17 protein-coding genes and 1 pseudogene are annotated in these 13384 nt (G+C 69.2%); 12 read left to right on the forward strand and 6 right to left on the reverse strand.

Going from position 1 to position 13384, the window contains the following annotated elements; translation table 11 throughout:
- Positions 1 to 151: 151 nt before the first annotated feature.
- Positions 152 to 1201, reverse strand: a complete 1050-nt coding sequence (locus tag LG396_RS31310; protein WP_225797327.1) for a fatty acid desaturase family protein — start codon at positions 1199 to 1201, stop codon at positions 152 to 154.
- 885 nt (positions 1202 to 2086) lie between these two features.
- Between LG396_RS31310 and LG396_RS39980 the strand changes: the two genes are divergently transcribed.
- Positions 2087 to 2278 carry a cold-shock protein gene (locus LG396_RS39980; protein ID WP_372483594.1) on the forward strand — a complete coding sequence of 64 codons (192 nt, stop codon included), beginning with the start codon at positions 2087 to 2089 and terminating at the stop codon, positions 2276 to 2278.
- 101 nt (positions 2279 to 2379) lie between these two features.
- Here the strand turns inward: LG396_RS39980 and LG396_RS31320 are convergent, their stop codons facing one another.
- Positions 2380 to 2931, reverse strand: coding sequence for a dTMP kinase (locus tag LG396_RS31320; RefSeq protein WP_225797328.1), 552 nt, complete (start codon positions 2929 to 2931; stop codon positions 2380 to 2382).
- 173 nt (positions 2932 to 3104) lie between these two features.
- On the opposite strand from LG396_RS31320, the gene LG396_RS31325 reads away from it, so the two are divergent.
- Positions 3105 to 3704, forward strand: coding sequence for an SET domain-containing protein-lysine N-methyltransferase (locus tag LG396_RS31325; protein ID WP_225797329.1), 600 nt, complete (start codon positions 3105 to 3107; stop codon positions 3702 to 3704).
- 76 nt (positions 3705 to 3780) lie between these two features.
- On the opposite strand, the gene LG396_RS31330 is transcribed toward LG396_RS31325, so the two are convergent.
- Both LG396_RS31330 and LG396_RS31340 read right to left on the reverse strand, forming a co-directional pair.
- The gene (locus LG396_RS31330; protein ID WP_225797330.1) at positions 3781 to 4803 is read right to left on the reverse strand and encodes a DNA-directed RNA polymerase subunit alpha; all 1023 of its coding nucleotides are present in this window, start codon (positions 4801 to 4803) and stop codon (positions 3781 to 3783) included.
- Positions 4804 to 6309: 1506 nt separating this feature from the next.
- On the reverse strand, positions 6310 to 6681 hold the full coding sequence (locus tag LG396_RS31340; RefSeq protein ID WP_225797331.1) for a hypothetical protein: 372 nt from the start codon (positions 6679 to 6681) through the stop codon (positions 6310 to 6312).
- Between the two features lie 208 nt (positions 6682 to 6889).
- Here LG396_RS31340 and LG396_RS31345 point away from each other — a divergent pair, with 208 nt between their 5' ends.
- The 9 genes and pseudogenes from LG396_RS31345 to LG396_RS31385 form a co-directional block, all read left to right on the forward strand.
- On the forward strand, positions 6890 to 7513 hold the full coding sequence (locus LG396_RS31345; protein WP_225797332.1) for a hypothetical protein: 624 nt from the start codon (positions 6890 to 6892) through the stop codon (positions 7511 to 7513).
- A gap of 425 nt (positions 7514 to 7938) precedes the next feature.
- On the forward strand, positions 7939 to 8229 hold the full coding sequence (locus tag LG396_RS31350; protein WP_225797333.1) for a hypothetical protein: 291 nt from the start codon (positions 7939 to 7941) through the stop codon (positions 8227 to 8229).
- A 129-nt stretch (positions 8230 to 8358) separates the two neighbouring features.
- Positions 8359 to 8562 carry a hypothetical protein gene (locus tag LG396_RS31355; RefSeq protein WP_225797334.1) on the forward strand — a complete coding sequence of 68 codons (204 nt, stop codon included), beginning with the start codon at positions 8359 to 8361 and terminating at the stop codon, positions 8560 to 8562.
- 282 nt (positions 8563 to 8844) lie between these two features.
- A complete protein-coding gene (locus tag LG396_RS31360; protein WP_225797335.1) occupies positions 8845 to 9330 on the forward strand; it encodes an Asp23/Gls24 family envelope stress response protein in 486 nt (161 codons plus the stop codon).
- 37 nt (positions 9331 to 9367) lie between these two features.
- The gene (locus LG396_RS31365) at positions 9368 to 9574 is read left to right on the forward strand and encodes a hypothetical protein (protein ID WP_225797336.1); all 207 of its coding nucleotides are present in this window, start codon (positions 9368 to 9370) and stop codon (positions 9572 to 9574) included.
- 75 nt (positions 9575 to 9649) lie between these two features.
- A complete protein-coding gene (locus LG396_RS31370) occupies positions 9650 to 9979 on the forward strand; it encodes an Asp23/Gls24 family envelope stress response protein (protein WP_372483593.1) in 330 nt (109 codons plus the stop codon).
- Positions 9976 to 10602, forward strand: coding sequence for a DUF6286 domain-containing protein (locus LG396_RS31375; protein ID WP_225797338.1), 627 nt, complete (start codon positions 9976 to 9978; stop codon positions 10600 to 10602). Before LG396_RS31370 ends, LG396_RS31375 begins: the two co-directional genes overlap by 4 nt.
- A gap of 6 nt (positions 10603 to 10608) precedes the next feature.
- Positions 10609 to 11208, forward strand: a complete 600-nt coding sequence (amaP, locus tag LG396_RS31380; RefSeq protein WP_225797339.1) for an alkaline shock response membrane anchor protein AmaP — start codon at positions 10609 to 10611, stop codon at positions 11206 to 11208.
- A 249-nt stretch (positions 11209 to 11457) separates the two neighbouring features.
- Positions 11458 to 11556: pseudogene (locus tag LG396_RS31385) on the forward strand (hypothetical protein); the annotation flags it as partial.
- 22 nt (positions 11557 to 11578) lie between these two features.
- Here LG396_RS31385 and LG396_RS39475 read toward each other — a convergent pair.
- Both LG396_RS39475 and LG396_RS39480 read right to left on the reverse strand, forming a co-directional pair.
- Positions 11579 to 11713, reverse strand: a complete 135-nt coding sequence (locus tag LG396_RS39475) for a hypothetical protein (RefSeq protein ID WP_263979821.1) — start codon at positions 11711 to 11713, stop codon at positions 11579 to 11581.
- Complete coding sequence (locus LG396_RS39480; protein ID WP_263979822.1) at positions 11704 to 11826, reverse strand: hypothetical protein; 123 nt, start codon at positions 11824 to 11826, stop codon at positions 11704 to 11706. Before LG396_RS39480 ends, LG396_RS39475 begins: the two co-directional genes overlap by 10 nt.
- A gap of 269 nt (positions 11827 to 12095) precedes the next feature.
- Here LG396_RS39480 and LG396_RS31390 point away from each other — a divergent pair, with 269 nt between their 5' ends.
- On the forward strand, positions 12096 to 13382 hold the full coding sequence (locus LG396_RS31390) for a PP2C family protein-serine/threonine phosphatase (RefSeq protein ID WP_225797340.1): 1287 nt from the start codon (positions 12096 to 12098) through the stop codon (positions 13380 to 13382).
- The last annotated feature ends 2 nt before the right edge of the window (positions 13383 to 13384 follow it).

The raw sequence follows: 13384 nt of genomic DNA on the forward strand, positions 1-13384 counted from the left end.
TCATGGCGGGACCGATCTCGGGCGGCGGTCACGCCCGCCCGGTGTATCCGTGCGCCGGGAACGGCGCCGACCATGAAGTCGGCACGCGAAATGCCCTCGGCGTTCGCCACCCTACTCCGCCCTGCCCCGGCGGTTCGGCCACGACGGCACGTCAGGACGCCCGGGCGGTGCCGCGTAGCGGGGCGCCGGCCTCGTGGAGGCTGCGCAGAGCCTGCTTGTACGAAGCGAACAGCCCCGTCTCCGTGTAGGACACACCCAGCTCCTCGCAGTGGCGCCGGACGATGGCCTGCGCCTTCCCGAGATGCGGGCTGGGCATGCTCGGGAAGAGGTGGTGCTCGATCTGGTAGTTCAGCCCGCCCAGCGCCAGGTCGAGGAACCGGCCGCCGCGCACGTTGCGCGAGGTGAGCACCTGACGGCGCAGGAAGTCCGGGAGGTCGCGGCCGAACAGGGTCGGCATGCCCTTGTGGTTGGGGGCGAAGGCGGAGCCGAGGTAGAGGCCGAACAGGCCCTGGTGCACGGCGAGGAAGGCGAACGCCATGCCGGGCGGCAGGACCAGGAACAGCACCGCCAGATATCCCGCGATGTGCCCGAACAGCAGAGCGCCCTCCAGCAGTCGGTGCTTGACCTGGCGGCCCGCCAGCGCACGGACTCCGGCGACATGCAGGTTGATGCCCTCGAGAGTGAGCAGCGGGAAGAACAGCGCGGCCTGCCAGCGGCCGAGCAGGCGGGGCAGCCCCCGCGCGGCGCGGGCCTGCTCGGGCGTCCAGACCAGGATGTCGGGGGCGATGTCGGGGTCGCGCTCTTCGTGGTTGGGGTTGGCATGGTGGCGGGTGTGCTTGTCCTGCCACCATTCGTAGCTCATACCGATGGCGGCGCCGGCGACCCGGCCGGACGCCGTGCTGGCCCGGCGCAGCCGGAACACCTGGCGGTGCGCCACGTCGTGGGCGACCAGGGCGACCTGGCCGAAGACCACGGCAAGTACGGCGGCGACCGCCAGCGTCCACCAACTGGCACCCACGAACCCGAAGACGGTCCAGGCAGCGGCGTAACACGCGGCCACGGCCGTGATCCGCACCGTGTAGTAGCCGGGGCGGCGGGCCATCAGCCCGGCGTCGGAGATCTTCTTCGCCAGTCTGGCGAAGTCACTGCCGGACTCGTCCGGCGGCCGGACACGGGCTGAGGGGGCTGCGGATGCGGTCATGGTGATGCGTCCTTTCTTCGGGGGTGCGTACGTCGTCTTCCGCTGCTCGTCCCGGAGGGGCGGCGGCGAGGCAGGACCGGAGCGCATCGGGGGACCTCCTCCCGGCGGCTGTCGCGCCCGCGTTCACAGGGCGATGTGCTCGCGTTCCTGCCCCGTACCATCGGTCTGCGGTTCCCGATGGCCAGGGGAAGCGTGGGCAGGCGGCAGGCCACGTCGGCGGAGGTGAGCGGCGGTCCGAGGCGCGGGGAGACCTTGCCGCTGTCTTCCTCGTGCCACGCCCCGTCGTGGACTTCCCGGACCCGGGTGACGAGTCCGTCGACGACGTAGACGACGGCGCGGACTAACGCCCACTTGTCGCGAGCGACGGTGAAGCCAATGCGGGCGGCGTCCAGTTGGGCCCGGCTTTCCGCGCCGTCGCCCGTCTCGGCGTACCGCCCCTCGGGCGTGGACTTCGTGGTGGTGGACGCCGGTAGACGACCAGGACCACGTCTGCGGTGCGTTCTCGCGCCCGAACGGTCTTGGGATCCGTGCCCAGCATGGTTGCCGCCTGACTGACTCCGCCGGCTTTCGCAACGGCCGCGCGGATCACCATCGCGTACTCGGTGTGAAGCCCCGCTGCCGGGATTCGATGGTGCGCAGCCGATCGAGTAGATCGCGCATGCCAGTCCCTCGTGGTAGGCCGGAGGCCCTTACGTCCCATTGGACGTTTTCTCCGCGCCGATGTCAAAGAGCGAGAGGTCGCCGAACGCCGAAGTCGGGCCGCAACCTGCCCCAGGGCTCCATCGAGGAGCAGTCCCGGATCACCGGAGGTCTGGTTGCTACGGCCTGGCGGAACCAGGGACGTGTGTCACCCGTGCTACGCTGGGCCTCCCATGTACTTTGTGTGTGCCTGCTGGCTTTGACCTTCAGGCGCATTTCTGGTTTTCGGTGCTTTCCGGACCTGGTAGTCATCGCGGCGACGCGGGATCGCACACCATGCAGATCTCCGGCACAGCCACCAAAATGAGAGAAAACAAGATGGCCACCGGCACCGTAAAGTGGTTCAACAGCGAAAAGGGCTTCGGCTTCATCGCCTAGGACGACGGCGGCGCCGATGTCTTCGTCCATCGCTCCAACATCAACGCTCAGGGCTCCTGACGCAGGATGGTGCGGCACCAGCCGCCTGCAGTTGGAGCGGGTTACCCCGTGGATGCGGGGTCGTGTTCGAAGCGGTGGTGTGCCCCTCGTGCGGCGAGACGCCGGGCGGTCGTGGCAGGGTCTGCGGTGAACAGTACGGCGAGGGTTGAGCCTAGGTGCCGGTCGCACAGGACGGTGTCGCCGGCGTCGAGGTGGGGCCGTATCTCGGTCCTGATGTGGTGGTAGCGGTCGGCGGCGACGAGGCAGGCCATGGCGTACGCGTGAATGTGATCGGCCTGGGTCCGGGTGAACCGGCCGAGAGGGCTGGCGGAGGGCTCGGTCGTGGTGTGTATCCGGTGGCTGCGTGCGTGAACGTCTTCACGGCGGAGCGGATGACGCGGATGTCGGGGTTCGCGGAGACCTGGCGCCGCAGAGTCTGCAGTCCTACGGGCAGCCGGTGGTTGTGTCCCAGTGTGCCCGGAAGTGTGGGGCGCGAAGTGCAGTGGGCGGCGACCCGGCGTCTGGGTTGGTTCTCGCGATGGAGTGGATGGAGTGGATCTCCGCGTGCGTGCTGGGGCGGGTGCAACTGTCGTGGGTGCCGGTGAACCGGCCATCCATGCTGGCCCGGTACGGCCAGCGCACCGAGGGTGCTGGGGAGCGTCGGGTCAGTTGAGTAGGAGTGCCTGGTCAGTGCGCTGGCGGTGACCGTTCCGGATTCGGCGGTGATCGCTCTGCGGTCTTGAAAGGGGCCAGATCAGATCGGATGTGGTGTATGGATGAGTGCACCGTGGTCGAGGAGTTCCTCGACGGCGCGTCGATTTGTCGTACCCGCATTTTGATCACCAGCGGGCGGGCTGATCCTCCTCAGAGAGCAGGCAGCGTGAACGACGGCTACGAACTCCAGCGAACTGACGCCAAAGGGGAAGGCGTGTTCGCCACCCGGTCCTTCCAACTCGGCGAGACAGTGATGGTCGGTGTCATCGACCGCGAGCTGGACGAGAACCACTCCCACGCCTCACAGATCGACGAGAAGCGCTTCGTGCTGCACGGCGGGCTTGTCCCCAAAGTGAACCATTCCTGCGAGCCGAACTGCGGAATCCATCTCAATGCCAGCGGCGCCCATGACCTTATCGCCCGTTGGTCCATCACAGCAGGCCAGGAGATAACCTTCGACTACGCCATGCGGAATTACTCCGTCAGCCACTTCGCCGCCCACTGCCGGTGCGGGACACCGTGCTGCCGCGATCGCATCACCGGCTGGAAGGGTCTACCAGCCGAGCGTAAGGCGGACTACCGCGGCTTCGTCGCCCCCTACCTCATCGAGATCGACCACCAGCTCGCCGGAACATCAACGGATCTGACCGGCAAGGGATCTGAACTGCCGTAATGCGACTGATTGCCTGACCGGTCGTGCGGGGTCCGGGGTGTTCCTCCCCGGCTCCCGCACGACCCGACGCTGTGTCTCAGTACTGTTCGGTCTCGGCGAAGCCGGCGTCGGCGTTGTCGTCGGCGCCGAAGGTGTCGGCGGCCGAGGTGGGGTCGAATCCGGGCGGGCTGTCCTTGAAGTTCAGGCCCATGCCGGCCAGCTTCGCCTTGACCTCGTCGATCGACTTGGCGCCGAAGTTGCGGATGTCGAGGAGGTCCGCCTCGGAGCGGGCCACCAGCTCGCCCACCGAGTGGATGCCCTCGCGCTTGAGGCAGTTGTACGAGCGGACCGTGAGCTCCAGCTCCTCGATCGGCAGCGCCAGATCTTCGGTCAGGGCGGCGTCCGTCGGGGACGGGCCCATGTCGATGCCCTCGGCGTCGATGTTCAGCTCGCGGGCCAGGCCGAAGAGCTCGACCAGGGTCTTGCCGGCCGAGGCCACCGCGTCGCGCGGGCGCATGCACGGCTTGGACTCGATGTCGACGATCAGCTTGTCGAAGTCCGTGCGCTGCTCGACACGGGTCGCCTCGACCTTGTAGCTGACCTTGAGTACCGGCGAGTAGATCGAGTCGACCGGAATCCGGCCGATCTCCTGCCCGGCCAGCTTGTTCTGCACGGCGGAGACGTAGCCGCGGCCGCGCTCGACGGTCAGCTCCATCTCCAGCTTGCCCTTGCCGTTGAGCGTGGCCAGGACCAGGTCCGGGTTGTGCACCTCCACGCCGGCCGGCGGGGCGATGTCGGCGGCGGTCACCACGCCCGGGCCCTGCTTGCGCAGGTACATCACGACGGGCTCGTCGTGCTCGGAGGAGATGACGAGCTGCTTGATGTTCAGGATGACGTCGGTCACGTCCTCCTTGACACCCGGCACGGTGCTGAACTCGTGCAGAACACCGTCGATCCGGACGTTGGTGACCGCGGCACCCGGAATCGAGGACAGCAGCGTACGACGCAGAGAGTTGCCGATGGTATAGCCGAAGCCGGGCTCCAGCGGCTCGATGACGAACCGGGAGCGGAACTCCTCGACGACCTCTTCGGTGAGAGACGGGCGCTGAGCGATCAGCATCAGGTGGTGCCTCCAGCTATGCGGCGCCCGCTATCTGACGCCGTAGACACCGCACAGTACGGCAATATGGCCGGCAGGAGGCCACACCGCCCGCTCGGCGCACGTGTCGACGCCGAAGTCGCCCACGGCAGGGCACGAAGGAACCCTGGCCTGTGGCCGGCGGCGCTATCTTCCGCCCATGTTTTCGACAGTCCAGACGAGTTGAAGGCCGTTCACGCAGAAGCGCTGGCGCCGCTCCCGTCATGGGATCCCGCCCCGAGTGGTGCGCGGCCGGGATGGACGCAGATGCCGTCGTAGCCCCGTGGGTGGTGCTTCCAGATGGTGGAGTGGGCGTCGATGTTCGGACTTTGTCAGTGCGCCGGGCCCAGCATGCGGGCCCGCTCGGCGACAAGGTCGTGTGGGCGTAGACGGCCGCGCTCAGGCAGGTGCCCAGCCCGTGTGCGAATTGCCGCGCGGGCCTCTCTCGCTGGTGATATGAATCCTGCACGGGCATCTGGCCTGCGTGCTGGCGGTACCTGTAGACAGGGCGGGGCAGCAGGATCCCGTCGGCAAGGCAGGTCCCCGCGAGGGTGCAGGAGTCCTCGCCTTGGACGGGGCCGCCCATGGGCGCGGCGCGTACGAGGTCGGTGCGGGCGAGGATCGTGGTCGGGCCGAGGGGGATCGTGTCGGCCGGGTCGGGCCAGCGTTCGAGGATGGAGTAGTGCTCCGGGCCGGTGTTGGCGGGGTTGAGCCGGCTGGTCCAGTGGCCGGGGAGCCGGTCGGCCACGGTCGGGGCGAAGGCGGACAGGTCGGCGTGGTGCGGGGGTATGGGTACCTGCGTAGGAGGTCAGGGACGGCGCGGAGAGGCGGCGGAGGGTGCGGCCGGGGGTGGCATCGCGAGACGGCACGTTACTGTTCGGCAGCCGCTGGTGCTGTGGGGTGGCGGTGGTGGTTGCGTGCTGGTGGGTGTGGATCAGGTCCTTGAGGTGCTCGATGGCGTCGGCGCGGCGTGTGGCCAGGAGGTCGAGGATCGGGGCACTGTTCTGCAGGATGCGGAGCGAGTTGATCTGCACGCGTCCCGCTGCGACGCGGTTGAGATCGTCGGGCCGGCCGCTGGGCCAGGCTGGTGAACTGCTTGTGTAAGTCGTCCAGGCGGCGGGATGTCGTCACCACGAGCTGGGCGAGGATGTCATCGGTACTGCGTGGGGTATGCAGGTGACGCAACTGCGCAGTAGTCATGGCCAGGGTGTCGATGCGCCCGAGCCGTTCGACACCTCGCGGGGGGTGGCCTGCCGGAAGCCGAGACCGACACGGGGCTCGTTTATCCCCATTCGACGGCGGCGCACGCAAGTGCATCGGCGACGAGTTCGGCGTGGTGGAGGTGACGTTTGCGCGCGCCGCGATCACGGCGGACTGGCGGCTCCAGCCTCTTCCCGGCGTCCGGGTCCGGCCGCGTGCCGTCGCGAGCCTGCCGGCGGTAAGACCTGAGATGAAGCTCAGCCTGCGCCACTGACGCGGCACCGGGGCTCAGGCGAGGAGCTGGTCCTCGTAGACGTGGTGGTCGCGGCTGCTGACGCGGTGGTGCAACAGGTCGGCCGCGCGGGTGTGTTCCCCGATGTCGGTCAGGGCACGGGCCAGGGTGTCCTGGACGATCTCCCGTTCCACCCGTACGCCGCCGAGTCGTGCCACCTCTTCACCCAGGCCGGTCAGCAACTCTACCGACGCTTGCGGACGGCCCGCGGTGATGTGCGCGAGCGCTTCGGCGACCGGGGCGAGGACCTCGCGGTAGTCGTGGCGGGGGTCGGCGGCGGCCCGCCGGGCGAGGGCGTACAGGTCGTCCGTGGCGGCTTCCACGGCCAGGGCCAACGCGAGGTTGAAGGTGTGGAAAACCTCCGCCATCCCGCCCGGCGCGGCCCAGCAACTCCCGTACGTGGTCCGGTTCGCAGCGTCGGGCCGGGGTCTGCCGGATGAGCAGTAGACGCCAGTTGGTCGCGGCCCGCATCCCCACGTCGGAGCGGGCCAGTACCTCGTCGGCCCGCCGACGGGCGTCCTCGAAGTCGCCGCAGGCGAGGGACTGGAGTGCGGCGTGCCAGTTGAGATGGCGGAAGTGCATCGCTTCCGGGTCGGCCGCCAGCCACCGGTCGAGGAAGGCGGTCGCGGCCGGGCCCGCGCTCTCCTCCTGCTGCGCGTGCGCGCGGGCGTGCACCGCCACCCCCGCCCGGGGGTGGCGGGCCAGGGCCCGGTCGGCCAGTTCGTGGGCCTCCTGGGTACGGCCCTGCTCGACGCGTACATAGGCCAGCCAGCTCGTCCAGGCCCAGCTCTCCGGCCCGGCGGCGGCGTACTGCTGCTCGACCAGGGCGTCGCCGCGCTCCCGGTACGCGGCGTCGCCGCAGGCGTGGAAGGCGTCCAGCATCAGGCCGGCAGTCTCGTCCCCGGGCCACTCGGAGAAATGCGTCACCAGGTGGTCGGCGGCCAGCCGGTACTGCCGGTGCGTATACAGGAAGACGGCGTACACCAGACTTGCCTGTCGCGCGCCCGCGGCACGCGCGTCCCGGTGTGCGACTACCAACTCGTCCTTCAGCACGGCGTCGCCGAGGCCGCCGCTCTCCGTCAGCACCACCAGCGCCCGGGCCACACCGCAGCGCGGCTGCTCGCCCACCCACTCTCGCAGCAGGTGCAGTCCCCGCCCGCTCAGGGCCAGCAGTTCCCGTACGGCGGCGCCATCCAATGACACCTCTGAGGACATCCCACACCTCTTCCCCGGCGCTCGTTTGGAGGTCCAGGCGCTACACGCTTGGCCTGAACACTGCGGTGCAGACGAAGCCGCTGTTTCCGCAATGATTACGGGGCAGGTCCAGCGGCAGGGCGACGATGTTGCCGCCCGCCGCCAAGGAAGGCGGACAGGGGAAGGAGGGCTTGCGGCCCGACTGCAGGGAGGGTGGCGGGGTGTCGAGCCGGCCCCGGGAGGAACCGCGAGGGCGAGCGCACCGGGTGCAGAGGGACGATGAGGCTGTTTCGGGCCGGAAATGGCAGGCCCGGCCGGTGTCGACTGTCCAGGTGATTCCTGGGGTGTGCCCCGCGCCGACGCCCGTATGGCGATGAGAGTTCCGAAAATACTGGCATCCTGCTCGTTCTTCAGGACACAGGAGTGGTGCCATGCGACGGATCGGTACGGCACTCGGCGCGCTGACGCTCGCCGCGATGATGGGCGGGACCCTGACGGGCTTGGCCTGGGCCGCCAACGGCACACTCAGGGTCGGCTTCGACACCTACCAGAACCCCAGCGGCTGCTACGACAGCAAGTTGCTCCCGATGCTCGTCGGCAACCAGACAGACAGGACCGCCGTCGTCTACAACGGCAAGGGCTGCCGCGGGTTCATCGTCGGTCAAGTGGCTCCGGGCAGCAATGGCTCCTTCGAGTTCGGCCAGAGCGTCTACATCCCCTGACCCGGCCCGTCCGTAAGCCCACGCACGTCAGTCGTCGCCAGGTCGACGCGCCATCTGCCACCAACAGCACGCGAAGCACGGCAGTGAGACGGCAGACCGCCTCAGGTGAGGTCGACGCCGAGGTGGTCGATGTCGGTGACCGTCAGGCTCCGGGCCCACCGTGTGGCGGCCGCGGGCCTGGAGACAGAAGTGCCCCGGGCCGGCGCCAACAAAGCTGCGCAGTTCCGCCTCGCCGGCGTCGGCAGCGTGCCGGGCGAGCAACAGGGCGGTGACGTCGACGATCACCCCAGCACCAGGTTCGGATTGGGTGCGGCCATGAACAGCGCCTTGTAATCGATCTGCGAGGTCACAGGTCCGCAAACCAGCCCTTTCCCCCCGCCCCTGCCGCCCCTGCGGTCAATCTGGACCGGCCACCGTGAGCTCTCGTGCTGTGGTCCGCCAACCGGCGCCGTCATGCGCGCTGCCGCGGCTCAGCGTCTGACCGCATGTTCCCCGGACCATACCTCGCACGTTCACCTCATTGCCGCGTCAAAAGCGGGATAGATGTACTAAATGTCTTATTTATGGTAGATCCTTATAGAGTATCTAGTTGATCGAACGAGAGGCGGCTTCCCGATGTCTCAGGAGACGCAAAAACCACAGTCTGCGTCTGCGGGCCGTACGGCCGGTACGGGCGGAAGCGGCGGCGGTAGGCAGGTCGCACAGGGCGATCGCGGCCGGACGACCATCGCCGACGGGGTGGTGGAGAAGATCGCGGGGCTGGCCGCGAGGGACGTGCCGGGCGTACACGCGATGGGCGGCGGTATCACGCGTACGCTCGGCACCGTCCGCGACCGGGTCCCCGGGGGTACGAGCAGCAGGTCGTCCGTCACCCGTGGCGTGAAGGCCGAGGTCGGCGAGGTGCAGTGCGCTCTCGATCTCGATCTCGTGGTCGATTACGGCTTCGCCATCGCGGACCTGGCCTCTGAGGTCAGGGAGAGTGTCATCGCCGCTGTGGAGCGGATGACGGGCCTGGAGGTCGTCGAGGTCAACATCGCGGTCGGCGACGTCAAACTGCCCGACGACGAGGACGAAGAAGACGGTGGCAGAACGATCAAGTAGTCCTGTTGCGCTGGCCAGTGCTGAATAGGAGCACATGATGAGCATGACCGCGATCGGCATGGCAGCTGGGATGGCGGCGGGCTTCGCCGGATACTTCGGCGGTTTCGGAGCCTTCGTCGTCGTGGTGGTTCTGGGCTTGATCGGGTTCGTTCTCGGGCGGATTGCCGACGGGGACCTGGAGATGGCCGACCTCTTCCGCGCCGGAAGAGGCGAAAGCGGCGACCGTTTCGACCGGCGCAGGTGAGGCCCGGTGACAACACCAGCGGCTCCACAAGTGAGGTCCGAAGCCCGTGGCGCGACGCGAGTGGCGGACCGGGTGGTGGCCAAGATCGCGATGCAAGGGGCGCGTGAGGCGCTGCGCGCAAGCAGCCCTGCTCATCCACGGGGCCCGGCGGCGGGCTCCGCGACGCCGGCTGTACGGGCCGAGGTCTCGGTACGCCGCCAGGGCGACGACGGCTTCGGTCAGGCCCAGGTACGGGTCAGCGTCGATCTGGACTACCCCACGCAGATCGGCATGCAGTGTGCCGAAGTCCGCCGGAGGGTGATCGAACGCGTCGAAAGCCTGGCGGGCATGACCATTCTCCAGGTCGCCGTGCGCGTCGGACGACTGCGTGGCCCGCAGTCGTCCGGCAAGGAGCGGGCGCGGTGACCGAGGAGAGCCTTCCCGACGGCGATCCCGCCCGCTCGAAAACCGGCAGCGGCTCCGGTAGCGGTGCTGGGCTGGACGCAGGCCCGGCCCGGCGGTTCTGGTCGGCCCGCAGGGTCCCCGCGGCTCTCGTCGCGCTGATCGTACTGGTCGCTTCCGGGTTCCTGCTCTACGACGTGGTGTCGGTCCGCGCCGGGCGCCAGGGTATGCACTGGCGCCGCTGGCTCGCCCACAAGCTGTCCACCGTCCACCTGGACAACACCTGGGTCCTGGCCAGCATGGCAGCCATTGCCGCGATCGGGTTGTGGCTCCTGGTCACGGCGCTGACCCCCGGACTGCGTCATCTGCTCCCGATGCAGCGCCCGTGCGGCGACATCCGCGCCGGCCTCGACCGCTCAGCGGCCGCGTTGATCCTGCGCGACCGCGCCATGGAAATCTCCGGCGTCCAGTCGGCAAAGCTGTCCGTCGGCCGGCGACGCGTCAAAGCGCACGCCGTCTCCCACTTCCGCGACCTGGATGACGTACGCGAAGAGCTCCACACCACCCTGGACGAGGAGCTGCGCCAGCTGGCACTGGCCCACCGGCCGAAACTCTCCGTCCATGCAAAACGCGCGAAGAGGTGGTGAGGCGACATGCGCCAGGCACGCCTGATCGTCAACCGGCTGCTGCTCGGAGCCTGCGGCCTGGTCCTCCTCGGCTTCGGTGGAACCGCGCTGCTCGGCGGACTGGACCTCCTGCGCCGATGGCACTTCCCCAGTGCCTGGCCCTGGGACCGGCCTCAACAGGTACTGCTCAGCGACGCCGACCGAACCCGATGGCGTGACCATGGATGGTGGTGGCCCGTCGTCATCGCCGCGCTGTCCGTCATCCTCCTGCTCGCCCTGTGGTGGCTGCTGGCACAGGTGCGCCGCCGCCGACTGAACGAGGTACTGGTCGACACCCACGACGGCGAAACGGCCCAGGTGAACGGCCGCGCCCTGGAGGACGCCCTGTCTGCGGAAGCCGGGTCGCTCCCCGGCGTCGACCGGGCCGCCACCCGCCTCCTCGGCCGCAGCACCCACCCCCGTACCTGGCTGTCCCTGCAGCTGGCCCCGCACGCCGACCCCGCGCACACCGTCGCCCTCATCGCCGACGAAGCAGTTCCCCATGCCCGCGATGCCGTGGGCACAGACCACCTACCGACCGAGATCCGGCTACGCGCGACTTCACACCGCGCAGACCGCGTCCTTTGAAGAGATTCCCGCAGCCGCGCCACAGCCAACAGCTGACCGATGACATCGTCGCGGTAGCCGTCGCCGTCTTCCCTGGTCGGCAGCGAGTGCGTTTGCGAGGGCCTGAGGGGCGTCGACGTGGTCGGCACCTGGCGCCCCAAGACGCGGTACTTGGTCTGAGATGCCGTCGGACGTGAGGAGTCGGCATCTCCGACACTCGCCCCCAAGGTGGCCGCGCCCGCTACAAGCAGATCAACGCGGACAATTCCGGTGTGGTCCATCGAGGACGGTCTCGACGAGGACGACACCGACGGCTGGCAGCGGCTCACCGCCACCCTGGGGACACGCGTCCAACTCGACGGCGACGACAACTTCGTCACCAATCCCGCCGTCATCGCCGGGCGGTCACCGACTCGCATCGCCAACGCCGGGTCAGGTTCAGCTCCCGCGAGGCCCGCATCAGGTACGAGCGGCGGTCGGCGTAGTCGGCGACGAAGATCGCGAACGCGGCCGTCGTCAACGCCACCAGCCCCACGCGTACGGCCAGCGGGGCGCGGACTCCATCACGAGGGCAAGGTGGATCAGATCGGGCTCGTTGACGGTCTTGTCGACGTCCAGCACCAGTCTTCGCACCGGCACCGCCACCACCTCCGTACTCAGCCCCGAATCTCATAGTGCGCACAACGCGGGCAAGGCCGCACCTGAGCGGCAGCGGCAGCTCACGCACGCGATCCAGGGCGTACAGGTGAGTAGCGAGCAGGACCTCGGTGCGGGTGCGGGTTCGGGCGGCGAGCAGGGCCGCGGCCTGCCCCGCTCCCCACACCGCCGGCCGTGCGTCGCGCGGCGCAGGCGCGGGCAGCTCAAGGGCAGGGCCGAGAATGGCAGAAACCCGGTATCGGAGGAAGGCCATGAAGCGGGAGACGTCAGTGCCGGAACGGGCCTTCGCACCGGAGACGGCGGCGCAGCGGCTGCATCTGCTCGCCGAGGTGAGCCGTGCACTGGCCTCGGGCCTGGACGCCGAGGACTCCCTGTGCCGGCTGGCCCGCCTCGTGGTCGCGCACTTTGCCGACGCCTGCGTCGTCGACGTGGCCACAGGGGACGGGCTGCGCCGCCTGACGGTCGCAGAGCGCGACCGCGGGCGGGGATCGCGCGAGCGGCCAGGTGGGCTCCTGCCGGGAGCGGCTACCTCGGCGACCGCTCTGGCGAAGGTCCTGCGAGGCGGAGGTCCCGCGCTGGACACCGGCATCACCGCTCACGATCCGGGGGACCCGCTGGGCGCCGCCCAGCGGGCCCTGTACCAGGCGGTGGGCGCCGAGACCGCGCTGATCGTGCCCATGCGCGTGCGACGCAACACCCTGGGCGCGCTGACCTTCATCCGCTACGCCCGCGACCTCCCCTTCGACGAGCAGGAACAGACGCTCGCCACCGACCTGGGCCAGCGAGCCGGACTCGCGCTGGACAACGCGCGCCTGTACGCACTTCAGCTGCACACCGCCGAACAGCTCCAGCGCTCCCTCCTGCCTGATCTCAAAGGGCTCGCTCACCTGGAGCTTGCCGCCAGCTACGTCGCCGCCCGCGAGCGCGCCGAGGTCGGCGGGGACTGGTACGATGCCTTCCCGCTGCCCGACGGCTCGGTCGTCCTGGCCATCGGCGACGTGGTCGGCCATGACTTGGCGGCCGCGGTCCGTATGGGGCAGCTGCGCAACATGCTGCGCGCGCTCGCCTACGACAGCCAAGACGAACCGGCCGGCATCATGAGCCGCCTCGACAGGGTGATGCAGGGCCTGACCAGCATCGAACTCGTCACGGCCGTCATCGCCCGCATCCACACCCCCGCCCACGGGCCGTGGCGATTCCACTGGACCAACGCCGGCCACCTGCCGCCCCTGCTGGCCCAGCGCGACGGCCGCACCCTCCTGCTGGAAGGCGGCCACGCCCCCATCCTGGGCGTGGATCCCGCGCTCAAGCGGCAGACCGCGTCCGTCGAACTGCCGCCCGGCGCCACCCTGCTCCTGTACACCGACGGCCTCATCGAGCGCCCCGGCGAGGACATCGGCCACGGCCTGACACGGCTGCGCCAGCACGCCGCGGGACTCGCCCGCGCACCGCTGACCGCCTTCCGCGACGAACTCCTCACGAGACTGGGCAGAGACCGGCACGACGACATCGCCGTCCTGGCCCTGCGCGCCCCCTGAAG

The organism is Streptomyces aculeolatus (assembly GCF_020400605.1).
Classification (GTDB): Bacteria; Actinomycetota; Actinomycetes; order Streptomycetales; family Streptomycetaceae; genus Streptomyces; species Streptomyces aculeolatus.